This is a genomic window from Aurantibacillus circumpalustris (genome assembly GCF_029625215.1).
Classification (GTDB): domain Bacteria; phylum Bacteroidota; class Bacteroidia; order B-17B0; family Aurantibacillaceae; genus Aurantibacillus; species Aurantibacillus circumpalustris.
The window spans coordinates 3,543,672-3,568,143 of the sequence record NZ_CP121197.1; the positions used below are offsets into that span (position 1 = coordinate 3,543,672).

At 35.9% G+C, this 24,472-nt stretch carries 16 protein-coding genes and 1 other RNA gene; 9 read left to right on the plus strand and 8 right to left on the minus strand.

Translation table 11 applies throughout. The features are described 5' to 3' along the window. Positions 1–51: 51 nt before the first annotated feature. Positions 52–2,952, minus strand: coding sequence for an excinuclease ABC subunit UvrA (uvrA, locus tag P2086_RS14705; protein ID WP_317897509.1), 2,901 nt, complete (start codon positions 2,950–2,952; stop codon positions 52–54). Between the two features lie 269 nt (positions 2,953–3,221). On the opposite strand from uvrA, the gene P2086_RS14710 reads away from it, so the two are divergent. The 5 genes from P2086_RS14710 (at position 3,222) to P2086_RS14730 (ending at position 11,345) form a co-directional block, all read left to right on the plus strand. Then, positions 3,222–5,201, plus strand: coding sequence for a T9SS type A sorting domain-containing protein (locus tag P2086_RS14710; protein ID WP_317897510.1), 1,980 nt, complete (start codon positions 3,222–3,224; stop codon positions 5,199–5,201). Between the two features lie 125 nt (positions 5,202–5,326). Next, positions 5,327–6,775, plus strand: a complete 1,449-nt coding sequence (locus P2086_RS14715; RefSeq protein ID WP_317897511.1) for an MBOAT family O-acyltransferase — start codon at positions 5,327–5,329, stop codon at positions 6,773–6,775. After that, positions 6,776–7,933: an alginate O-acetyltransferase AlgX-related protein gene (locus P2086_RS14720; protein ID WP_317897512.1), complete on the plus strand. Its 1,158-nt coding sequence runs from the start codon at positions 6,776–6,778 to the stop codon at positions 7,931–7,933. 227 nt (positions 7,934–8,160) lie between these two features. After that, positions 8,161–10,482 carry a TonB-dependent receptor gene (locus P2086_RS14725; protein WP_396127476.1) on the plus strand — a complete coding sequence of 774 codons (2,322 nt, stop codon included), beginning with the start codon at positions 8,161–8,163 and terminating at the stop codon, positions 10,480–10,482. Further along, positions 10,482–11,345, plus strand: coding sequence for a DUF4249 family protein (locus tag P2086_RS14730; protein WP_317897513.1), 864 nt, complete (start codon positions 10,482–10,484; stop codon positions 11,343–11,345). Before P2086_RS14725 ends, P2086_RS14730 begins: the two co-directional genes overlap by 1 nt. Before the next feature lie 53 nt (positions 11,346–11,398). Here P2086_RS14730 and P2086_RS14735 read toward each other — a convergent pair whose 3' ends face one another. The 4 genes from P2086_RS14735 to pyrE form a co-directional block, all read right to left on the minus strand. Continuing rightward, the gene (locus tag P2086_RS14735; RefSeq protein ID WP_317897514.1) at positions 11,399–11,680 is read right to left on the minus strand and encodes a thiamine-binding protein; all 282 of its coding nucleotides are present in this window, start codon (positions 11,678–11,680) and stop codon (positions 11,399–11,401) included. A gap of 2 nt (positions 11,681–11,682) precedes the next feature. Continuing rightward, positions 11,683–12,093, minus strand: coding sequence for a hypothetical protein (locus P2086_RS14740; RefSeq protein ID WP_317897515.1), 411 nt, complete (start codon positions 12,091–12,093; stop codon positions 11,683–11,685). 2 nt (positions 12,094–12,095) lie between these two features. Next, entirely contained in the window at positions 12,096–12,806 is a 711-nt protein-coding gene (locus P2086_RS14745; protein ID WP_317897516.1) for an SIMPL domain-containing protein, read from the minus strand. 67 nt (positions 12,807–12,873) lie between these two features. Next, positions 12,874–13,527 carry an orotate phosphoribosyltransferase gene (gene pyrE / locus P2086_RS14750; protein ID WP_317897517.1) on the minus strand — a complete coding sequence of 218 codons (654 nt, stop codon included), beginning with the start codon at positions 13,525–13,527 and terminating at the stop codon, positions 12,874–12,876. A 43-nt stretch (positions 13,528–13,570) separates the two neighbouring features. Between pyrE and P2086_RS14755 the strand changes: the two genes are divergently transcribed. Continuing rightward, positions 13,571–14,191 carry an NUDIX hydrolase gene (locus P2086_RS14755; protein ID WP_317897518.1) on the plus strand — a complete coding sequence of 207 codons (621 nt, stop codon included), beginning with the start codon at positions 13,571–13,573 and terminating at the stop codon, positions 14,189–14,191. A gap of 124 nt (positions 14,192–14,315) precedes the next feature. Beyond that, positions 14,316–14,694, plus strand: an RNA gene (rnpB, locus tag P2086_RS14760) — RNase P RNA component class A. A 38-nt stretch (positions 14,695–14,732) separates the two neighbouring features. On the opposite strand, the gene P2086_RS14765 is transcribed toward rnpB, so the two are convergent. The 3 genes from P2086_RS14765 to P2086_RS14775 are packed head-to-tail and all read right to left on the minus strand — an operon-like array spanning position 14,733 to position 22,595. Further along, the gene (locus tag P2086_RS14765; RefSeq protein WP_317897519.1) at positions 14,733–16,772 is read right to left on the minus strand and encodes an OmpA family protein; all 2,040 of its coding nucleotides are present in this window, start codon (positions 16,770–16,772) and stop codon (positions 14,733–14,735) included. Next, a complete protein-coding gene (locus tag P2086_RS14770; protein WP_317897520.1) occupies positions 16,759–17,772 on the minus strand; it encodes a PorP/SprF family type IX secretion system membrane protein in 1,014 nt (337 codons plus the stop codon). The genes P2086_RS14765 and P2086_RS14770 overlap by 14 nt, the downstream gene beginning before the upstream one ends. A gap of 2 nt (positions 17,773–17,774) precedes the next feature. Continuing rightward, entirely contained in the window at positions 17,775–22,595 is a 4,821-nt protein-coding gene (locus P2086_RS14775; RefSeq protein ID WP_317897521.1) for a PKD domain-containing protein, read from the minus strand. Positions 22,596–22,671: 76 nt separating this feature from the next. Between P2086_RS14775 and P2086_RS14780 the strand changes: the two genes are divergently transcribed. Beyond that, positions 22,672–23,661 carry a zinc metalloprotease gene (locus tag P2086_RS14780; protein ID WP_317897522.1) on the plus strand — a complete coding sequence of 330 codons (990 nt, stop codon included), beginning with the start codon at positions 22,672–22,674 and terminating at the stop codon, positions 23,659–23,661. A gap of 85 nt (positions 23,662–23,746) precedes the next feature. Further along, a complete protein-coding gene (rpe, locus tag P2086_RS14785) occupies positions 23,747–24,397 on the plus strand; it encodes a ribulose-phosphate 3-epimerase (RefSeq protein WP_317897523.1) in 651 nt (216 codons plus the stop codon). The last annotated feature ends 75 nt before the right edge of the window (positions 24,398–24,472 follow it).

The window sequence follows — 24,472 nt, forward strand, 5'->3', positions numbered from 1 at the left end:
GGAAGTCTTTTAGACCCGTTTAAAGGTTCAAAAAAACGAAAACTAAAGGGATTACCTCTTCAATGCTAACTCTTTCTTCAAAAAAGGAGCGGTATAACTCTTTTTATCTTTGGCTAATTCTTCAGGAGTTCCGGCAAATAGAACCTCTCCTCCACCCTTTCCTCCTTCAGGACCAAGATCTATGATATGATCAGCAACTTTTATAATGTCTAAATTATGTTCGATTACCAACACCGTATTTCCGTTCTCAACAAGTCTATTTAAAACTCCCAAAAGAATTCGGATATCTTCAAAATGCAAACCGGTTGTTGGTTCATCAAGAATATAAAATGTATTTCCAGTATCACGCTTACTCAACTCAGTTGATAGTTTTACACGCTGCGCTTCACCACCACTCAAGGTTGTAGCCTGCTGACCCAATGTTATATAACCCAAACCAACATCTTGTAATGTTCTAATCTGTCGATAAATATTCGGAACGTTTTCAAAGAACTCACACGCCTGATCAACAGTCATGTTTAATACATCGCTTATGGATTTTCCCTTAAAACGCACTTCTAATGTTTCCCTATTATACCGTTTGCCATTGCACACATCACAGTTTACATAAACATCTGGTAAAAAATTCATTTCAATTGTCTTCACCCCCGCTCCACCACAGGTTTCACAGCGTCCACCTTTTACATTGAAAGAAAAACGACCAGGCTTATAACCGCGAATTTTAGCTTCTGGAATTTCTGAAAATAAATTACGGATATCAGAAAACACATTGGTATATGTTGCGGGATTACTGCGAGGGGTTCTGCCAATTGGTGATTGGTTGATGTCTATAACCTTGTCTACATTATCCAATCCAAGAATTGACTTATGTGGCAAAGATTTTTTTTCTGAATTATAAAAATGTTCTGCGAGTAAGGGATAGAGCGTTTCATTGATTAAACTGCTTTTTCCACTTCCACTCACTCCTGTGACACAAATAAATTTTCCCAAAGGGAAATCAACACTTACATTTTTTAAATTATGTCCGGTGCAACCTTTGAGTGAAATTTTTTTTCCATTTCCTTTTCTTCTCGTTTTCGGAACCTCGATGTTCATTTTACCGGTCATGTAATTCGCGGTCATGGTATTAAACTTCAACATTTCTTTTGGCGTTGAAGCCGCTACTATCTTACCACCGTGAACACCTGCTCCTGGGCCAATATCAATCACATAATCGCTTTCCATCATCATATCTTTGTCGTGCTCCACAACAATCACACTATTTCCAACGTCCCGTAAATTTTTTAATGCGGTAATAAGCCTTACGTTATCCCTTTGATGTAAACCAATACTTGGTTCATCTAAAATATATAAAACACCAACTAATTGAGATCCAATTTGCGTTGCCAGACGAATACGTTGCGCCTCGCCACCACTTAAGGACTTAGAAGAACGGTTGAGAGTTACATAGTCCAAACCAACTTCTACCAAAAACTGAATTCGCGCCCTAATCTCTTTTAAAACCTCGATAGCAATTATGTTTTGATTCTTATTTAATTTTTTTTCGATGTCTTTAAACCAAAACTGCAAAACAGAAATATCCATTTCCGCCACTTCAGAAATGTTTTTATCAGCAATCTTAAAGTAAAGTGCCTCTTTCTTTAAACGCGCACCGTTGCAAGTAGGACATACTTTTTTATCCGTAAACCCTTGTGCCCATCTCAGCATAGCAGGACTAGGATCGTCTTCTGATTGCCGCGTAATAAATGTGGCTATCCCTTCAAAATTAGTATTGTAACTGCCCGCTTCAGTGGTTACGGTAAAAAGTTCGTCACTTCCATATAGCAAAACGTTTACCGCCTCATCGCTAATATCTTCAAAAGGCGTTTCAAGTGTGAATCCATAGGTATGCCCAATTGCTTCTACTTGCTTAAAAATCCATCCACCACCACCATACGATTTTTGTGCACCCAAAGGAGCAATGGCACCTTTAGCAATAGAGATTTTAGGATTGGCAACTATTTTATTAATATCAATTTCAGAAATTTCTCCCAGTCCGTTGCATTGTGGACAAGCGCCATAGGGCGAATTAAACGAAAATAAATTTGGTGCTGGTTCGTCGTAACTGATACCACTGGTTGGACACATTAGGAAGCGACTAAAGAAACGCAACTTTCCAAAACCATAAGTTTGAGTTTTAGTCGTTTTTGCAGCAGCTTTCTTTTTTGGAACTTCTTCCTCATGTTCTATTACCATAATCGTTCCTTTACCATGTTTCATGGCTGTTTGAAGAGACTGGTAAAGACGAGATCTGATGTCCGTGGTCACTTCAAGACGATCAATTACAATTTCAATATCATGAATTTTGTAACGATCAACCTGCATTTTTGGAACGATGTCTTTTATTTCGCCATCAATCCGCACTTTATTAAATCCTCGTTTACGAACGTCTTCGAATAACTCGCGGTAATGCCCTTTACGCCCTTTCACAATAGGTGCCAGCAAATTTATTTTCTTTGCTTTATAATCTTCAATAATCAAATCCACAATTTGATCATCGCTATAACGAACCATTTTTTCACCGGTATTGTATGAAAAGGCTTCTCCGGCGCGCGCATACAAAAGACGCATAAAGTCATAAATCTCAGTGATTGTGCCAACTGTAGAGCGCGGATTTTTATTGACTGTTTTTTGTTCGATAGAAATTACAGGGCTTAAGCCGGAAATTTTATCCACGTCAGGGCGTTCCAGATTTCCTAAAAAATGCCGCGCATAAGAAGAAAAACTTTCAATATAACGTCTTTGCCCTTCAGCATAAATCGTATCAAAAGCTAGGGATGATTTACCACTTCCACTTAAACCTGTTATAACAACAAGTTTATTACGTGGAATGGTAATCGAAATATCTTTTAAGTTATGCGAACGTGCTCCAATAACTTCTATATTTTCGTCTTCAATAAAATCGGTTGCCATAAATAAATGTGCGTGAAATGCTAAACTAACGGATGCAAAGCAAACCATTAAAATTAGAGAGGAAGAGTTTATTTACCAACAAAATTTGCAATCATTAACGAAAAGAAATCCATATGAGGTAGTCGCAAAATGCGACCATCTCAGAATTCCAAAAAATATTTTTAAAAAACTCCTGCTGTTGCAAGAAATTTAAATTCTGATCTCTCCCAACTGTTAAAACATCTAAAACGATTTAAATTTTTGTTATATTTATAACCAAAATCAATACAATGACAAGAAAACTTACTCGTTTAGCGAATCTTAAAAAAATTGTTCTTCTTTTAATTTTTGCAGAGGTATACAATTTTTCAGCACTATCTAACCCTGGTGATACCACTTGGGTAACAATTTTTAATCAAAGAAAAATAACGCAGTATGGAAATTACGATACTACCGCGGTATTTCCGACAGGATTACGCTACCGAAAAATTCGCATGCACTACATCTTGGGAAGATATGGTTGTCCGGCCGGATCTCAATACTGTGGATCGTGGGACTATACAACACAAATTCATGCAAAGCCCGTAGGCAAAGATACTGTTGAAATAGCAAGGGTTATTACACCTTACGCAACGGATTGGCTTTCTCTTAATAAAAAACACGATTACATTGTTGACATCACAGATTATGCGTCTGCTTTGGAAGGTATAACTGATATGAGATACAACTACTCGGGTTATTCATGGGGATTTACGCTTACACTAAAAATTGAATTTATAGAAGGTGTTCCTCCTATGGATGCTCTTTCGGTTCAAAATATTTACGATGGTTATTTTCCTTATGGAAACAGTTCTAATTCCATTGAAAATTACTTAACAGCAAAATCCTTTTCGTATACAACTCCTACTGCAAGAACATTTGTAAAAAACACCGTAAGTGGCCATGGCTCTGATAATACTGGATGTGCTGAGTTCTGTAGTAAATACTACCAATTAAAGATCAACAACACTATGATTTCTCAAAAACAATTATGGAGAAGTGATTGTGGTATTAATGAAGTATATCCACAAACAGGCACATGGATTTACGATCGTGGAAATTGGTGTCCTGGTGCTGTGGTTTGGCCAATTTATCATGAACTAACCAACATCACAAGTGCTAATACAACATTTACAGTAGACGCGGATATGCAACCGTATATTGGTAGCGGATCATTAGGTGGTTATAATTTTGTTTCTCAGCTGATTAATTACAGTGCTCCGAACCACTCATTAGATGTTTCAATTGAGGACATTGTCTCACCAACGAAAGATGCAAACTACTTTAGAGAAAATCCAAGATGTTCTAATCCCGTTATTAAAATAAAAAATGTTGGGACTGATTCTTTAAAAAGTATTGTATTTAATTACGGTTTAAAAGGTCAAACACCGTTAACACACACGTGGACTGGTTCATTGGGTTATTTGGAAGAACGACAAGAAGTTTTCCCTACTTCCACAGTAATTCTTTCTGGAACAGTAAGCAGTGTCTTTGAAGTGTCGGTTGTTTCTGTGAACGGCAACACCGGAGATCAAAATCTTTTTAATAATATTTATACATCTGAAACTACACCCGTACCTATATATCCAAAAGATTTTATTATTAAAATGTACACCAATAATGATCTTAATCCAAATAATGGTTATAGCGAAACAAGCTGGATGTTGACCAATGAAACAGGAAGTGTTATTGTTAAAAGAGATTCGTTAGCAAAAACCACTGTTTATATAGATACTGTTTTGAACTTACCCGCAGGTTGTTATAAACTTGAAATTAATGATACTGGTTGTGACGGTATGAGTTGGTGGGCGAATACTGCCGGCGGCACAGGCAGTCTACGTTTTGACTACACAAATGCCAATAATAGTATTGCAACTTTTCCTGGCGATATGGGATGTAATTACGTTAGGTATTTTAGGGTTCTAGCTCCCGCTACTCCGCCTGTTTTAACGGGAGTCAAAACAGCTAATATTAATTCAAACAACATCGAAGTATACCCCAATCCGGCAGACAACATGGCTTACATCAAATTTGATTTAACTAAAAGTCAAACACTTAGTTATAAAATAATGGATATAACTGGTAAAATAGTTTTTCAAATAAAGACTTCTAAAATTGCCGCATCCTATGAGACTATTGATGTGAGTCATTTTAGTAACGGCGTTTATTTTATTTCGGTTGAACTAGAAGATAAATCTGTTTTGACTAAAAAACTTGTTATTCAGAAATAAAACTCGCACTTGTAAAAAGAGCCTTTCGGTGAAAATCGAGAGGCTTTGTTATTTATAAAATACTGCTGAAACTTGTATTCATTATTTTAATATAAAAAAATAAATCCCTATAATCGTATTGAATTATGCTGTTTAGCTCGCTCTTATTTTTATACCTGTTCTTACCACTAACTTTATTAGGTTATTATGTGTTACCTAATAAGTTCAAAAATTATTGGCTACTATTTACAAGTCTCATTTTTTTTGCATGGGGTGGCGTTAGTTTAACCGGACTTTTACTCCTTTCTATTTTTCTAAATTATTGTTTTGGGATTTTTATTCAAAAAAATATAGATACTCGCGCTGGGTATTGGTGGACTTTTACTGGAGTTTCTGTAAATCTTCTTTTTTTGGGAATTTACAAATACACTAATTTCATCATTTTTAACCTTAATCAATTATTTGAAACTTTTTCAATTCCACCTATCTCACAAACCAGCATTATCCTGCCAATAGGCATCTCCTTTTACACTTTTCATTCTTTATCTTACTTAATAGATATTTACAGAAGAAAAACAACTGCGCAAAAAAACATTTTTGATCTTGCTTTGTATATAAGTATGTTCTCGCAATTGATTGCAGGTCCTATAATTCGTTACAGTGATATTTGGCAACAATTAACTGAACGTAAACATACTCTACAAAAATTTTCTTCGGGAGTCGAACGCTTTTTAATTGGACTTGGAAAAAAAGTTTTATTGGCAAACGCTTTTGCAAAAGTGGCAGACTTTATGTTTGAGAACGATATTCAAGGCGTTGGCGCATTGAATGCCTGGCTTGGAATATGTTGTTATACATTACAAATTTATTGTGATTTTGCTGGATATTCAGACATGGCCATCGGTTTAGGCCGAATGTTTGGTTTTGAATTTAAAGAAAATTTTAATTTCCCATATTTAGCAAAATCCGTAAAAGAATTTTGGCGCCGCTGGCATATTTCCTTATCGACTTTTTTTAGAGATTATGTTTATTTTCCTTTAGGCGGAAATAGGATTACTAAAAGTCGTACTTATTTGAATTTACTTTTTGTTTTTTTTCTTACCGGATTCTGGCACGGTGCCAGTTGGAGTTTTGTAGTTTGGGGCTTGTTTCACGGCTTCTTTATGATTTTAGAAAGGCTTGGACTTGAAAAACTTCTTGAAAAAAGCTGGAAACCCTTTGCAACACTTTACACTCTTTTGGTTGTAATGTTTGCCTGGGTTTTGTTTAGAGCCAACACACTTAGTTTCGCGATCGACTACTGGAAAGAACTTTTTAATTTTTCTACCTCTCCTGAACAAATCAGTTTATTTATGAAATCTTTCGACCGCGAATTGATGCTTGCAATGATAATAGCATTGTTAGGATCCGTTGGATTTTTTAAATGGATTGCAGACATGATACAACCAGTATTATCTTCTGCGAAAAAATCAGCAATTACATTTGCTTACGGTTACCACATTGTTTCTGCTGCTGTTTATGCAGGAATAATTATTTTATGCACATTGTATCTCGTAGCAGGTACGTATAACCCCTTTATTTATTACCGATTTTAAATGAACCATAATTTAGTTCGCATATATTTAATCGTCTTAGTGTTTTCAGCAGCTATTATATTTCCTTTGGTAAATAGCAAGGTTCACCTTTTAAATGATATTGAAAGTTTCGAAAACAGAGCGATGAAAAGAGAACCTGATTTTGACATCAATCACCTTGATCCTTTTCCTGTAAAATATGACACATTTTATACCGATAATTTTGATCTCCGCAACCGATACATCCGTTACTTTAATATTTATAAAGTTCTTGCATTTCGAAAATCACCCATCCGCAACATTGTAATTGGCGGTAACAGTTGGTTATATTTATTAGGCGATGAGATGGATTCGTATATGGGAAAAAATAGATTAACAGCTGCTGAGTTAGAATCTATTGGAAAAGAACTTAATTACCGGAAAAACTATTTAGAAGAAAAAGGGATCAAATTCTATTTTATGGTGGTACCCTGCAAAGCAAGTATTCACAGTGAACACATCGGTTATGAGTATTTCAGAATGCACGAAGATACATGGGGAGAACAACTTATTAATTATTTAGATAAAAACTCATTAGTTAATTCAATCAATGTTTATGACTCCCTTAGAAAATTTAAAGGCGATGAAAATCTTTACTTTAAGCTCGATAATCATTGGAATGATCTTGGCGCATTTTATACAGCTAATGAAGTATTCAAACATATGCGTGCTGAGTTTCCTTCGATTGAGCTGCTATCCGTTAATGATTTTAATAAAATCCCCCCTAATAATCCAAAAGGGAATCTTGACAAAATGTTAGGCAACTTGGGTGTCTTTAATGAATCTTACATTGAATTATCTCCTAAAAATGGATACAAGGCTACAGAAGGTGCAAAGGCTAATTATCCCCCAACCCATGGCTTTGTCTATCCTTGGGATTTTGAAAAAGTACGCGAGATAAAAGATTCTAAAAAACCCAAACTTCTAATTATTTCTGATTCATTTGGAGGTAGTATTTTTCCTTTTTTAGCCGAAAATTTCAGCAAAAGCGTAAAGATATTTGATTCATGGCAATATAAACTTAACGAAGAGATTGTAGATCAGGAAAAACCAAATGTAGTACTACTTATGATTAACGAACCAATTCTGCGTGAACTTTTGAAATTTCAATCTCGTCCAAATGCCAACAAAATACAGTAAAGCAATCACCTTTCTCAACTCCCTTTCAAAATAGAGTAAATATTAAGTTTTTTTAGAGCTTTTCTTTAAAAACAACAAAAACAGTTAACTATCTTCATTTCCTGAAAAAATCCAATTTCATATTTTTCCTTCTCATTTTTATTGCTTCGTTTGGACACTCTCAAACTTTTATAATTAAAGGTAGTATTAAAGATGCCTCTAGCGGAGAACCTGTAATTGGAGCTACTATTAATCTTAAGAATACAAAATTTGGAACTATAAGTGACATTAACGGTAATTTTTCATTTAGTGCGAGTAAGGGAAAATACTCTCTGTTGTTTACGTATATAGGTTACAAAACTATAAAACAAGAAATAAAACTCAGTCAGGATATTACATTGAATATTTCGTTCACCCAATCAGAAACAGATCTTGAAGAGGTTGAAGTAAGCACTACTAAAACAGACGAGAATGTTAAGAGTACGCAGATGGGCGTAGTTCAGCTAGAAATGTCGGAAATAAAGAAAATACCGGCGTTTATGGGTGAAGTAGATGTACTAAAAACCATTCAACTATTACCAGGAATAAAAAATGCTGGCGATGGTAATACAGGTTTTTATGTGCGTGGTGGTGGACCAGATCAAAACTTAATACTTCTCGACGGAGCCAATATTTACAATGCTTCTCACCTACTCGGCTTTTTTTCAGTGTTTAACGGTGATGCAGTGAAAAGTGTTGACTTGTACAAAGGCAATATGCCAGCACAATATGGCGGACGTTTATCTTCTGTTCTTGACATTAGCTTAAAGGAAGGCGACGACAAAGCGTTTCATGTTGACGGAGGTATTGGTGTTATTGCATCAAGACTTACTATACAAGGACCTTTAATAAAAAACAAAGCAGCGTTTATAATAAGTGCTAGAAGAACTTATTTAGACGCGCTTGTGAAACCATACATAGACAACTCAGACTTTAAAGGAACCTCTTATTTTTTTTACGATTTAAATGCAAAACTCAACTATACAATTAATAACAAAAATCGACTTTTCTTAAGTGGTTATTATGGTAGAGATAAATTTAAATTCGTTGACGCGGAAGGTGGCTTCAATGCTGATATTCCATGGGGCAACGCAGCAGCGACTTTACGATGGAATCATATTTTTAGTCCAAAGTTATTTTCAAATATGTCGCTCATATTTACGAATTATGATTTTAGTTTTGGTGCTGCTCAACAAGATTTTGACTTAATTATCAAATCAGGCATTACTGATTACGGTTTTAAGTACGATCTAAACTATTACCCTAATTCGAGACATAATGTGAAAGTAGGACTCAATTACATATTTCACACCTTTGTACCAACCACTGTAAGTGCCCAACAAGGTTCAACTGTTTTTGATTTTGGAAAAAAAATAAAACTCTACTCTCACGATGTAGGCGTTTATGTTAGTGATGATTGGGAAATTACTCAGAAACTTCAAATGAATATTGGACTTCGCTTTACTAACTTTACTCAAATTGGACCATTCACTCGTTACAAAAAAGATAATTTCGGAGTGATTAACGATACCGTTAATTACAACACAAATGACATTGTAGCTAATTACAATGGACTCGAACCTCGATTATCAGCGCGCTACTCGTTGACCAAAAAACTATCACTTAAAGCCTCTTATTCACGAAATTTTCAATACATACATTTAGCTACTATTTCATCCGTTAGTTTGCCAACAGACGTGTGGATGCCTTCAACAGAAATAATTAAGCCTCAAGAATCCAATCAATATGCCTTAGGAATCTTTAGAAACTTTAAGGAGAACATCTTTGAGACAAGCATTGAAGTGTATTATAAAACCATGAGTAATCAGATTGAATATGCTGAAGGCTCTCAACCAAGTGATAATATCTATGACAATCCTGATAACGCCTTTACATACGGAAAAGGTTGGGCTTACGGAGCTGAGTTTTTTATTAAAAAGAATCGCGGTAAGTTAACGGGTTGGATTGGATATACTTTGTCGTGGACCTGGCGGCAATTCGACCAAATTAATTATGGTCAAAAGTTTCTGGCAAAATATGATCGAAGACATGATGTGTCAATAGTTCTGATGTATGATGCTTCTAAAAAATGGAATTTTGGTATGGTTTGGATTTATGGATCTGGAAATAGAGGCACTCTTCCTAACGGTTTCTTCCTTTACGAAGGGAGTTTAAGTAATGATTATGGACTCAGAAATTCTTATCAGTTTATTCCTTATCATCGTCTTGACTTAAATGTCACTTTTACTCCTGATAGAACTAAAAAACTAGAAAAACGAAAACGTACATTAATTAATCAATACATAGAACAAGGTAAGGACACAAGCAACATACAAGTGACAAAAAGTTGGATGAAAAATTTCAGTAATAGTTTTACACTAAGTTTATTTAACGTTTATAACCGCTACAACCCTTATTTTATTTACCTAACACGTGAAGGCGACTTTAATAATGGCTCACTAAAAGTTGGTGCTAAACAAGTTTCACTTTTTCCAATTCTACCAAGTTTAACATGGAATTTTAAATTCTGATGAAAAAATATTTTTGTTACATAGCCACTTTATTAGTCATTGCTTCTTGTCGTAAAGATGTGAAATTAGATTTGCCTAATTACCAGCAAAAAATAGTTATTGAAGGTTCAATAGAAACAGGTTCTACAGCCTTAGTTTTTGTTTCTTACTCTGTTCCCTACTTTGGGGAATTTGATTTTAGTACCCCTGAAGAAGCTTTCGTAAAAGGAGCTCTTGTAACAGTGAGCGATGGTATAATGACAGATACGTTAAAAGAGATCGATCCGTCAGTAGGTTATATTTATGTTGGCTTAAAACTCATTGGAAAGCAAGGCGGAACTTATACCATAAGAGTAAGTACTGGAGGTAAAACTTTTGAAACAAGCAGTACTATTTTAAATCCAGTAAAACTTGATACACTCTATTTTGATAAAATAAAAGGCGATACGCTTGGTTTCATTGCACAAAAATTATCTGAACCTGCGGGCAGTGGTGATAATTACAGGTGGTCTGCAAAGCGTTTAGGACGTGATCAGTTTTACACATCCCCGTTTAATTCGGTATTTGACGATAAGTTTATTGATGGAAAGTCCTTTAATTTTTCTTACAATCGCGGTGTACAGCCTAATCAAAGAGCACAAAACTCAAGCGATCCGGAAAGAGGTTATTTTAAAGCCGGAGATACAGTCGTGGTAAAATTCTGTAAGATCGGCAAAAAAGAATTTGATTTTTGGCACACGTATTATTTAAACAGATCCAGTAATTTTAATCCTTTTAGCTCACCAACGAATATAAAAAGTATGTTTAATAACTATCAGGAATGTTTTGGCGCTTTTGTTGCCTACGCTCCAAGTTTTGATACGATAATTATTCCTAGAGAATAGAACATCTTTAGTTTTACATCTTCCTCCCGATAGCCATCGGGATTACATTTCCCCTAGTATTTCTCCAGCTTCTCACTAAAACTTAAATCACGCGTCGCTGCATGAATCTTAATATTAATAAGCAATTCAGAGCAATCATGCTTCAAAGTTTCTGTCTGAATGTTATGTATCAGTTTATATACCGCATCTGAATTTCCTTCAATAACGGTTTCAAAAGGACAGACCTTGTAATTTAAACCACTGGTTTGTATTAGCGCTATCGCTTTATCAATAAGCTCGTATTTGTTTTCTTTGGCACCAATAGGTAACAATTGTATTGCAGCGTTTATTTTCATATTTATAAGGTAAGTTGTGATAATTTTAATGACATAGTATTTACTAAATTTCCTAGAGGTTTCTCAGCCATAGCTTTAATAAAAGGATTAAGATCGCCAAGTAAATCAATTTTACATTCACCAGGCGCTTCTGCATCTCCCATAAACTGAACCTTTAAACTAAAATTAAATTTGGCTAAACCATTGCTCGAAAATAAAATAAAATCGTTAGTAACTTTTTCTTCTACAATAATTGTCATCTCCGTTATTCCCTTTATTGTAAAAGAACATTCATTTTCTGAATATTTAAAATCTTGTACTTTATCTTCTGGTAAAATGGTACCAAAATTTTTAAAATCACTTAGGAAGTTATAAAGATCTTTTATACTCGATACCGTTTTATTCGTTTCACTGTTAATTGTAAACTTTGCCACACTTATTTATTTAAGATTTCGTATTTAACTAAAAAACTAGAACGGATTTTAATTTTCTTGAACCCGATTTGACTATCAGAATCCTCCGATAATTTTTCGCTCCGCATCGACATTGCATTTGCATACATGGGCACCGGTGCATTTTGAACATAATTCTCATGCTCCTTTATCTCTATAGGTTTTCCAGCTTGTTGTCCTACTGCAGCTAATAAATAATCAATTTTTTCTTTAGCAGCCTTAACTGCCTTTATTCTATTTTCTTTTTGCAAATCAAGTATTTTTGAGTGAGAGTATCTTGAAATAAAAGCGTCATTCGCATTAATTTTATCCAAACGTTCATATACCTTGCTTAACATATCAGCATTGCTAACTTTCAACAAATAAGATTTTTTCACAAGTACATCCTTTGTTGATCTACGAACCTTGCCATAATCAGCATCAGCAGAATTAAGGGTTAAATCATTTAAATCAAGTCCTAGTTCTTTAATGTTTTTTTTGAGATCCCCTTCTTGTTTTTCAATGGTTACTTTGTCTTTACCGTCCATCCGCTCTAGCAAAGTAATCGTTACATAAATCTCATCGGGAGTAACTTCTGTTTCACTGGTACCGGTAACTTCTATAAAGTTTTTACCACCAAGCTCTAATGAATTTTGAGCAAGTGTAGAATAAACACTCGTGAAGATCAGACATAAAATTAAAAATAGTTGCTTCATTTCATTAAAATTAAAAATGCATACCAAAAGTATGCATTAGAAATTAATATATCAGTTTAATTTAGCTTTATTTCACACAGTTTTCACTCCACAATGCAGGATTTGTGCGCCACTCCTTTAAACTCTTGATATCTTTTTCATCAACGTATTCTCTCTGCAATGCGGCATTTATCAATGTTGAATAATTTGTCAGAGTTTCAATACGACAATTTGCTTTCTTAAAATTTTCAATAGCCTGATCAAATCCGTATGTGAAAATAGCCACCATGCCTTTTACGTTGCACCCTTTTTCACGTAAGGCTTCTACAGCTTTTAAACTGCTTCCACCAGTACTAATAAGATCTTCAATCACAACAACCGATTGTCCTTTTTCAATCTCACCTTCAATCATATTAGTGAGGCCGTGTTTTTTAGCTTCACTTCTTACATACACAAAAGGCAAACCCATTTCTTGAGCCACCAAGGCACCAAGCGCAATACCACCCGTAGCTACGCCGGCAATCACATCAGGTTTTGTAAAATGCTCGTTAATGGTTTCAACAAAATGTTGGCGGATATACGTTCTTATTTTAGGATAAGAAAGTGTTTTTCTATTATCGCAATAGATTGGAGATTTTAATCCACTTGCCCAGGTAAACGGATTTTCAGGTTGAAGCTTTACAGCTTTTATTTGTAATAAAAATTCAGCAACTTTATACGCGGCGTCATCAAACGAAGTCATGCGGCAAAAATAAAATTAACTTTGTTTCCTAAACTACTTATTTATGAACACACGAATATATTTTAATGATAAGTTTATAGAGTTAACGGGTTTTAACACGCAATCTTCGCAAAATCAATCAATTAAAATAGACCAAACAAAAGAGGGCGGGAAGGATTTAAACAAACTAGTTGAAGCTTTTCTGGACGATTCCCATAAAAGTTCCATTTACATTTCACACATCTCGGTAGAAAAAGCAATAGATATTCTAAAGAACACTTTTTATTACATAGAAGCAGCAGGAGGTTTTATTGAAAAACAAAATCAATTTTTGTTTATTAGAAGGCATAATCGTTGGGATCTTCCCAAAGGTAAACTCGAAAAAGGAGAAACAATTCAGGAAGCCGCTGTGAGAGAATGCGAAGAAGAATGTGGTATTAAAGACCTCAATATTATTAAACCTCTTAACTCTACATTTCATATTTATCAATACAAAAAGGGTTATGCGCTTAAACAATCGTATTGGTTTTACATGCGAACGGATTTTTCAGAAAAACTCATACCTCAGCTAGAAGAAAGCATTACCGAAGTAGATTGGTTTGATAAAAAAACTATTCAAGAGACTCTTTTGAAAGACACCTACTACACTATTGCTGATGTAACTAGAGAGGCTCTTGATTTGTAAGTGTTACACAACTTATTTCAAGACCCATAAGCTTCACTATAGGTTTTATTTACGCTAATTCGTGTCGGTTTAACGCAATCCTATTCAAGAGAAGAACACAAAACCTAAAATATACGTATATTTGAAGGCAAGTGTTCTACCGCTCTTGTTGAAAATACAAGAGAGGAAAGTCCGGGCAACGTAGGGTAATCCGCCACTTGAAAGGGTGGGTACTTAAACAGGAATGTTTTTGTAACAGAAAGTGCCACAGAAAACCAGGTAGCCGTGCTTCGGTGCGGTGATAGTGAAAATGTGAGGTAAGAGCTCACAGGCAGAATTAGTAATAGTTTTGCAGGGTAAACCTCGGGTGTTGAAAGGCCAAATAGGTTGCGGTAGTTAAGGCGACCCGTCTTATCTCAACGAAAGTTGGGAGCCGCAATGGGTAGGTCGCAAAGATAAATGGTAGATATATTACTTAGCAATAAGTAACGAAACAGAACCCGGCTTACACACTTGCATTTATTTGAAATCACTCACTTGTATTGAATGAAGTGCAATGTGATTAATTTAATCCCGAATCATTAATCATTTCATCGTCTACAACGCCAATAATTTTAAAATCTGTTCGTCTGTTTTTTGCTCTGCCAGCAGGATTATCACTACCATCACTATTTTGATTCGGAGCAATTGGCTCACTCTCGCCATACCCTTGTGCTTTTAAACGTTTTGGATCGACTCCTTTACTTACTAAATAATTTACAATACTCTCTGCGCGTTTCTGAGATAACTTCAGATTGTATGCTTCAGTTCCCTTTCCATCTGTGTGAGCTTGAATTTCAATCACTAATTCTGGGTTAGCCTCCATTAAACTTAATACGCTTAAATCAAGGCCTTTTTTGCTTGATTCAGATAAATTAGATTTATCAAATTCATACTCAATATTTGGAATACGAACTGCGTTTTTTGGCTTCCTAATTAATTGCAGGCTCTTTTTTATTTCCTGCGAACTTGTTATACCCTTTGTAGTAATATCTTCACTGAAACCTAGAAAATCTTTTTTCTTAACCACCAAAAAATAATCCTGGCCTGCATCAACCATAGTTTTATAATTTCCGAGACTATCACTTCGCAGCGTTTTTATGAGAAATTTTTCGTTCGTTTTTTTATCCTTGGCATAAATCTCAACAATAGCATTTTTTACAGGCACATTGCCATCCAATACTTCGCTTACGTTGCCTGCAAGCGCAAGTCGAACATACTTACTGTCTTTATAAAAATAAATATCATCACAACATGTTTTATTCTTTAAAGCATTGCCGCCCTTACGATTACTCACAAAAAACCCTTCACCACGATTTGTAGAAACAGTGTAAAAAATATCGTCAGCGCCAGTATTAATTGGTTGTCCAATATTTTCACTGCCCATCCATTTTTTTCCGTCGCCAATCGTTCTAAAAACATCAAAACCGCCTAATCCACCTAATCCATTAGAACTAAAATATAAGGTTCGGCTTTCTGTATCAAAAAATGGACTCATTTCATCTTGTGAGGTATTTACTTTCGAACCAGCATTTTTTGGATCCTTGTATGTTTTTTTCTTTTTGTCATAAATCGTGTACCAAATATCTAAACCTCCTCTACCCTTTTTATTATTACTTACAAAATAAATGAGGTCGTTACCTTTAATCGGATCTACGGTTACTGCGGGCATAGTAGATGTATACTTCGGGTTATTAATCTCTTTAGGAAGTTTAACTGCTTCTGTCCATTTATCTCCTTTTTTTTCGGACACATAAATAGCACAAATCATTTTACCAGAATAATTGAGTTTACACTTTGTAAAATAAATGCGAGTTCTATCAGGGTTAAAACAAGCATTACCCGTATTAAAATCAGGATCATTTAAAGTGCTCCCATATTCGCCCTTAAATTTCCATTCGCCGCCTTTTTTGGCTGCGTAATAAAGTTTTCTTTTTATACTTTTTGCTGTATCATCTTCTATCTGGTACTCTTCTTTGTCGGTGCGAAGCGACGTAAACACTAATAAATCGTTATTAAAATTTATAGGTGCTCCTTCCGTGTTTATTTTATTAATTGTAGTATCGAGATGCTGAATAATAATTTTATTCTCAAACGAAACTAACCTGGCAACAGAATCACAAAAAACAATTTCTCTGCCAGCCAATTTTTTTAATTTCTTCTCACTACCCTTATATTCTTTTTTAAATTTTTGGAAGTTAATTCTAGCACTATCGTATTGAGCATTCGACTTCATCATTAAAGCGTGATAATAAAGAGCCTCGGGAGCTTCTAACTTATCTGTTTTGTATGCATTTAAAAACATGTGCTGAGCTCTATCGTAATCACGAATTTGCATGTAAGATTTTGCCAACAGTGATTTAACCTTTGCGTCCTTTGGGTTATTCTTCACATAGGTTTCAAAAAACAAAATAGCTGAACTTGGATCATTTTGCTTTAAAGCACTTTTACCAAGCTTTTTAAGCGTCTTGTCTTTAGCTCCTTTCAAAAGAGTACTATCTACTTGAGACTGCGCGGCTACAAATAATACAAGGAAAAACAATATTAGTTTAGTATCTCTCACACGGAATAATTTTTTTTGTAAGACGTGTATTTTTTGCTCGATATATTAATGCTATCTCGTACGCCCCTTTACTATCAACAGAAGTCTTTAATTGCGATAGAGTAATGTCGTAACTAAATCCCAAAATATAATGACTATAATTTAACCCTACTGTTACTATACCGGCATCATAATTTCGCTTGAATCCGTCGCGCCACATAAATCCTGCAAATACCGAATTGGTAAAGTAGGCGTTTTTAGATAAAATATATTCTACATTTAAACCGGATACCCAGTCGTTGGCCTTTGTTGTATAACCATATAGACTGTATAACTTAAGTATTAATAATGGTTTTACCTGGTAACTGATTGCTGCATTTATAGTTGAGCGAACCGGGAGTTTGTTTTTAGTATTATTTAAAAAACTTTCACGTGGTTGGTTTAAGTGAAAAGCAGCAAAACCAACTTCTGGTTCCCATTTACCCATTTTATGCGAAACCACTACTCCAGCATTTAAATCAAAGTAAGTAAAGCTCTGTCCGGCATTTGGCTCTATGTTTGGTAAATCTTTATCAAATTGACCCGTGTTCCAGTTTAATTGATTTGGAAAAGAATGTTCATAAAAATCAATTGCTTTAATAACGATACCTGGTTGAATGCCCAAATGTACCTTAAATCCTGCTATTTTTGAATGAATCGCTATTGAGGGCAATATTTTTGTCACCACTAAATAATTCGCCGATCTATCTCTTAAAAAAAGTAGACCAGGACTTATGTTTATGTTTTTAGGATATAAATTTCCATCTAAACCAGCAGAAAACGTGCTATAAGCTTTGTCTAATTCGCGCCACTGACTTCGGTAATTTCCAAAAATCCGGTAGTCTCCCTTGTAATTACCTGTGTTAGCTGGGTTTAGTGTTAGCGGTGACAAATAATATTGACTAAAGTGAATATCTTGAGCGTAACATCTTTTTTCAATTAGAAACAGAAGAACAATTAAGTATAAGGAACCTTTTCTCAAAACTATCTCAGTAATTTAAAAGTACCAGACTTATCAAGAATTGGCTCCGTGTCGAGATAAGTTTCTACCGACACCTGATAAACGTAAGTCTCCATATTTTGTGGAATCCCTTGAAAAACACCATCCCAACCTATTTTAATATCATTACTTTCAAAAATTAATTGTCCCCATCGGTTAAAAACCTTAAAATAAATTAATTTGCGTATTCCCCAACCGTCGGGAAAGATGACGTCGTTAATACCATCACCGTTAGGAGTGAAAGCTGTTGGTACATCTATACTTACCTTTGGGATTATATTTATATGATATGTGTTTTTTATAACCGAACAATACAATTCGTCTTCTACTTCAACGGTATAAGTAATATTTACGGTTGAAGTAGATATTGGGTTTGGAAGAATACAGGTGTCACAATCCAAATCAGTTATTAAGGGCGTCCACGTGTAAGAATACCCTGGTCCAACAAAAGCGTTTAATGGTGTTGGCTTTCCTATAACGACAGAGGTATCCCACCTTATGGTAGGTGCAGGTGGAATAATATTTACTTTACTAAACACGGGATCACTCTCGCAGGTATTCTCATCAGTTACCTTTAAAGTATAAGTAGTGGTTATAGAAGAAGCTGTTGTTGTCGAAAAACTATTTGCGGGTGCTAAGTTAAGAGGAAGAGCGCCAGCATAAGACGAAAGTGTTCCAGTTAGTGTTCCAGAAACACCAGGCGTTCCACTACCAGTAACCGTAAAGGTTGCATCAGGACAATTTAATGTTGGGGTAATCGAAATATCGGCTTTAGGCAAAGGAAAAATAGTCATCTGTTTTATAGTATTTCCTACACAGCCATAATCTTTGTCTTTAACCATTATGTTTACAGGATAAACGCCGGCTAGTGTATAAGTGTGGCCAACGCTATTTATACCCGAAATAAGTGGCGTTTTATCTCCAAAATCCCAAGTAGCTTCAAAATTCTGGCTCGTTGGATTAGGGGTGGTATTGGTGAAACTATCAGAAATTTTCAGACAATGCTCGTACTTATCTAACTGGTTTTTAAAATCAGCATTTACCTTAATAACATGTATACTAAACGAACTTACAGGATCACAACCTTCTACTTTAATTGGTGGGCTATAATATAAATTAACCGTTGTAAAACCGTTCTCACCAGTAGTAGGAAAAATTAAGTAAGGGTAAGATACAGTTGGATTTACAGTGCCATTGACTGTGCTACCTGCAAATATGGGCGATTGGTTAACATTGTCACCAAAAAACCATTTCCATTCATAAACATCATTAAAATCCTTAATAGAAACTACAAGAGGTTCTCCTAAACAAATGGTTGTTTTATTGTCAACAGCAAATGCAATTGCTTTTGGGTCATAAACATAAACATTCGCCGTTGTTGTACTCGGACAATATCCCCCCGCGTAAACGGTTAAACTTATGTTGTGAATACCAGGTGGGAAAGTTTGAGGTACGGTATCTCCGGCAGGGCCGGTAAAATTAAGAACTGACCATATATTTAATGTTACTGGTGTAACATTAATAAGCGGTTTACTAACAATGGTTGGTTGTCCGGGGACACAAAAGCTTTGCTTATCATCTATAAATTTTATTACTGCAGTTGGTTGTCCAATAGCAGCAACTGCAATTGTTTCGGTTGCTTTACAACCAGCGGCATCCGTAACCGTGAGCGTTGGGGTATAAGAGCCTGGAACCGAATAAGCGACGCCAGCACCATTAAAATTACCATTAAAGGTTGTCCATAAAGGAGGTGTGCCTGTACCATAATTTACACTGTATGTTACGTACCCAGCATTTGCTGTAAATAAAACTGTGCCCGATTGATTTTTAGGAACGCAAACAAAAGGCGCACCTGTATTAAATCCTGGGACGGGATTATTAATTTGTAAGGTATGTGTGGTTTTTCCTTTACAGCCCAAAGGCGCATTTGTGGCGGTACATGTAACAGAAAATACTTGCGATGGAGGAAAAACATTCAGATATGTATGCGTAGGACTATCATTCGGATTCGTAGAATTAGATAGATTGCCGTCACCAAAATCCCAGTTATAGTTGCTAATTACATCTGGTGCAACTTGGTTTGCCTGAGTTGTATTAATAATTTGTACTGGCTGACCCGTCTTACAAATAGGATTAGCCGAAAAAGTAAAATGCGGTACAGCATCACCGATTCTAAATACTTTTGTTTCGGTATCCGTGCAACCGTTGTCATCTATTACCATTAATGAAATGGTATAAATGCCTGCGACTCTAAAAGTATCGAGTGCAATTTTGTCAACCATAATGTGCAACGTATCGTTTGGCGGTGGCACCTGAAGCGGAATAAAGCCAGTTGAAAAAGAAGCTGCTCCTAATTCTAAAGGGTGCAAAGTATAACCAGGAGAACCGGGCGCTTGAAAATTCCAAACATAACCTCTCTTACAACCTGCTTTAACATCAATTGAATTGGGTGCATCAAACATGTATTTTGTATTTACACACGCTAGAGCGTTAGGTAACGTTGGAAAAGGTTGGCCAGCGTAAGTTATTTTTGCTTTTGGATCACGAATTTTAACGATTCTTGAAAACAAATGCGAACAGCCTGTAATAGAGTTTTCAGTCTTAAGAGTAACCGTAAAATTTCCAGTATTTGGGTAAATGTGATTTTGCAACACACCAATATTAGCACTCGCATTTCCAGGTATAACACTATTAGCACCATCACCAAAATACAATGTTGCGGTTGATACCTCCTGCAAGTGTAAATTAAAATCTACAGAAAATTTATTACCAACACAGGTGTTTTCAAATTGAAACTTGCCATAAGGTCCTTTAATTTGAATTGTAGGCACAAGATTAGTGGTAGCACCACAATTTGCTTGATAAGCCGAAACACTCACTGTATGAGTGCCAACATGTGAAAAAGAAAAAGTTGGACTTGAATTTGTAATACATCCGGAAAACATTTGATTATCCGTATTTACGTGCCAATGGTCTATTCCAGAACTTGATGGAGTATTCAAGCCGCTACCCGTCAAAGATATTGTGACGGGGGTGCCCGCGCAGGCGTTAGCAGGAAATGTAGCGCTAACTGTTGGTGGATTTACGACAATAATTGTATCAACAAAAGAAGTATCCGTGCATCCAAATAAAGTATTAATAACAAGATAGGGATAATAAGTTCCAGGTGTATTGTAAACAAATGTCTGTGGAGGAACCGCATAAGCGTTGCTTGCAGGCGGTAAAGGAGTATTGCCACTTACCGTAACCGATGGGGTTGCACCATTACACCATGTATAAGAAACAATATGATTGGATGGTGCGGTAAAACTAGAATCTCTGTACTTCACCGTTAAAGGAACACAGCCATTTCTCTTATCCACATTAAACAATGCAGAAGGCCGAGCAATGGTATCGAATTCGTTATGAACTTTGCCAGAAGAACAATGTGCTATAGAAGTTGACTGGGCAACGAGTGTTATATTGGGATTAAAATATTGATAAATCGTATAGGGATTAGCACTTCCTTGATAAAATGTAAAGGTAACATTACCCATATTGTTTATACTGATGGACGCAGGTGAAACACTATGAGAAGAATTTGGGGGAAAAGTGGCTGTCCATATAAAAGTTAAAGGTGCGCCTGTATTACTGCTAGAAATATTGATGTACGAGGCTATCATTGATTTAGTGCATGTCGAATGTGGAGGCGTTAATGTAAAATCGGGAGAAACCTGTTCTACGAACGTTGTTTTGAGAACGCTAATTGGCGGGCAGCCTCCACCAGTTTGTACACTAACATTTAAGGTATGTATTCCTGGCGCTGTAAAAAAACAAACAGTATCAATAAAGGTAGTTCCGTTAGGATTGGTTGGAAAAGAAAACAGACCTAAAGACTGCGCATTAAATGTTACATTATTCTGCGACGTTTGTATGGTTGCCGGCACAGGACCATTAAGACAAACTGTTCCAGGGATAGTTGCAGTGAGGCTTGGGTTCACAACTGCAACAGCAACCGTACCTGAATTACTACACTGATTATTGTCTGTAAGCTGCAATGTAATTAGATTTACTCCTTGTCCAAAAGAAATCTGCCCTGGATTTGCTCCACCCGAACTTGCAGGAGTACCACCAGTAAAAGTCCAATTGTAGGTAAGTTGCCCACCTGGTATAGGAGAACCACTTGAGGAGCCAGAGCCATTAATATTAGTTGTGAAAGGAGGAGCGCACCCAATAAAGCCGTTGGAAGAAAGGACAAGAGTGCTAGGGGGTGTTGAAACATATATAGTACCCGAGTTAGATGTAGCAAGTGCTGTGCACATCGAAACTGGGTCGAATACCGTAACAACGGGTACAAAGCTGCTTGCGATATTATAGGTATGACTCACACTAGCACCAGTTCCAAGCGCAGTTAAATCACCAAAAGCCCAACTATAAACGGCTCCGGGTGGTCCGCCACTTGCAGAAAAATTGACTATCATGGGTACGCAATGCGACGAAGGTAATACCGCTGAAAAATTTGCACTTGGCCCTTGACTAACAAGTAAAACCGAAGAATATAATACTGGTGACCCAGCTACTATTGCCGTATAGGTGATATTGTAGCTACCAGGGGTTGTATAAAGGGTATTAGGACTACTAAGCGTAGATGTTCCAAGGCCAGATCCCAAAGTCCATGAAACAGCACTCGCACCACTAGGCCCTGAAAAAACCACTGATAAAGGAGCGCAACCAGCAGACGGAGTAAGAGTAATCTGGGAAAACGATTCTGAAAAGACGAAAATCAAAAACAGAAAAGTACTTTGGATCAGTTTTTGTTTGTACATTTTAAGAAATATTTTACATTTGGGTAAACCATTGTAGTAAATATAAATAAAAATTCACTTCCAAAACACTGTAGCTTTGAAATTTTTCCAACCCATATTCTTTATAATTATTAGTCTCACTTTAAACGCTCAAACAACAAAACCTGCGCTTAAATCTTCCACTAATCCTCCACAAAAAAAGTACAGTGCTTCAAGCACGCAAAACCTTGTAAACACTGCTAAAAGTGACACCTGTCTAAATAAAAAGTTTTCGATTGTTTTTTACCTTATCCAAGACAGCGCGTATTCTATACTTACGGCTCTACCTAGTAACCCCAACTCATTAGCTAGTTATCAGTTAGGAAGTATTATTAACTTAATAAATGCTGCGTTTGATCCTATTTGCGTATCGTTTGAGCACTGCAAAACAGTCCTCATTCCTAATTACCCCCATAATAAATGGAGAGCTTCAGGAAATGGGTATTCAATTATAAACACCTGGTTCACTGATAATACAATAAACGTTTACATTCCAAAAGAAATAATTCCTCCTTTTGGCGACGAACCACTTGCTTACACTTACCCTCCTCCAACCGGAACTACAGCACCAATAAACGCAATTGTCTGTGGTAAAGACGCCATTAAACCTGTTTCCATGAATGCAGCGGGTTTAATTGGATCCTCAATTATTCATGCTTTTGGCATTTTTTTCGGCTTACCCCATACTTTTGACGAAATTAATCCTACAAGTATTCCAAGTCCGCCCCCTCCTTTAAATTGTACCCCACCAATAGCTACACTTGAATATGCTGATCATGTTAATATCCAAAACTGTAAAGACCATGGCGACGGATTTTGTGATACTGAAGCTGATCCATTCCCTTCAAACCTTTCAACACCTTCCACAATTCCCACAGGAATGGGAGGTTGTTCTGAGCCAGCAGGTATGAAGGATGGAAACGGTACCTTATACTTACCACCTTCTGATAATTTCATGTCTCATTATGATTGCCGTTGTCGGTTTACACACGAACAATATAATCACATGGCTAAAATTATTCTTACCAAACGCCTTTATTTACATTAGTGCTTCTCGTTTTTGTTTCCTGACTATAAAGCACATTGGCTATTTCATTCGTAATGGTTAACTTTGCAGTCTAATTTTTTTGTTTATGTCTCACCTTATTGCGCCTTCCGTTTTATCAGCAAATTTTGCAAATCTTGAAAAAGATATTGAAATGATTAATGCCAGTGAAGCCGATTGGTTTCACGTAGATGTAATGGATGGTGTTTTTGTTCCAAATATTTCATTTGGATTTCCGGTGATTAAGGCTTTACAAAAGCTTGCTAAAAAACCTTTAGATGTACATCTAATGATAGTTGATCCTGATAAATTCACACAGGCTTTTAAGGATGTAGGCGCAGATACACTTACCGTTCACTTAGAAGCATGCACGCACCTTCACCGCAGCATTCAAAATATTAAGAATGTTGGTATGAAAGCTGGTGTTGCTATTAATCCACATACACCTATTCATTTACTTGAAGATATTATAGCCGACATAGATTTAGTTTGTATGATGAGTGTGAATCCGGGTTTCGGTGGACAAAAATTTATTGAAAACACTTTTGATAAAGTAATAAAATTGAAGCAACTGATTAAAAATAAAAACTCTAAAGCATTGATTGAAATTGATGGCGGTGTTGATTTGAATAATTACAAAAAACTCATCAATTGCGGTGCAGATGTTTTGGTTGCGGGCAACACCGTGTTTAGTTCCCCTAGTCCATCAAAAACTATTTCTCAGTTAAAGCAGATTTAGTTTTTTGCTTACAATTTTAACCACAGAGTCACTCAGAGTTTTTTTAAAACAAAGAAAAGTTCGAAATAGAGTTAC

Coding starts and splice junctions, on each gene's coding strand:
- uvrA (WP_317897509.1), bottom strand. CDS start 2,952: ATGGCAACCGATTTTATTGAAGACGAAAATATAGAAGTTATTGGAGCA.
- P2086_RS14710 (WP_317897510.1), top strand. CDS start 3,222: ATGACAAGAAAACTTACTCGTTTAGCGAATCTTAAAAAAATTGTTCTT.
- P2086_RS14715 (WP_317897511.1), top strand. CDS start 5,327: ATGCTGTTTAGCTCGCTCTTATTTTTATACCTGTTCTTACCACTAACT.
- P2086_RS14720 (WP_317897512.1), top strand. CDS start 6,776: ATGAACCATAATTTAGTTCGCATATATTTAATCGTCTTAGTGTTTTCA.
- P2086_RS14730 (WP_317897513.1), top strand. CDS start 10,482: ATGAAAAAATATTTTTGTTACATAGCCACTTTATTAGTCATTGCTTCT.
- P2086_RS14735 (WP_317897514.1), bottom strand. CDS start 11,680: ATGAAAATAAACGCTGCAATACAATTGTTACCTATTGGTGCCAAAGAA.
- P2086_RS14745 (WP_317897516.1), bottom strand. CDS start 12,806: ATGAAGCAACTATTTTTAATTTTATGTCTGATCTTCACGAGTGTTTAT.
- pyrE (WP_317897517.1), bottom strand. CDS start 13,527: ATGACTTCGTTTGATGACGCCGCGTATAAAGTTGCTGAATTTTTATTA.
- P2086_RS14755 (WP_317897518.1), top strand. CDS start 13,571: ATGAACACACGAATATATTTTAATGATAAGTTTATAGAGTTAACGGGT.
- P2086_RS14775 (WP_317897521.1), bottom strand. CDS start 22,595: ATGTACAAACAAAAACTGATCCAAAGTACTTTTCTGTTTTTGATTTTC.
- rpe (WP_317897523.1), top strand. CDS start 23,747: ATGTCTCACCTTATTGCGCCTTCCGTTTTATCAGCAAATTTTGCAAAT.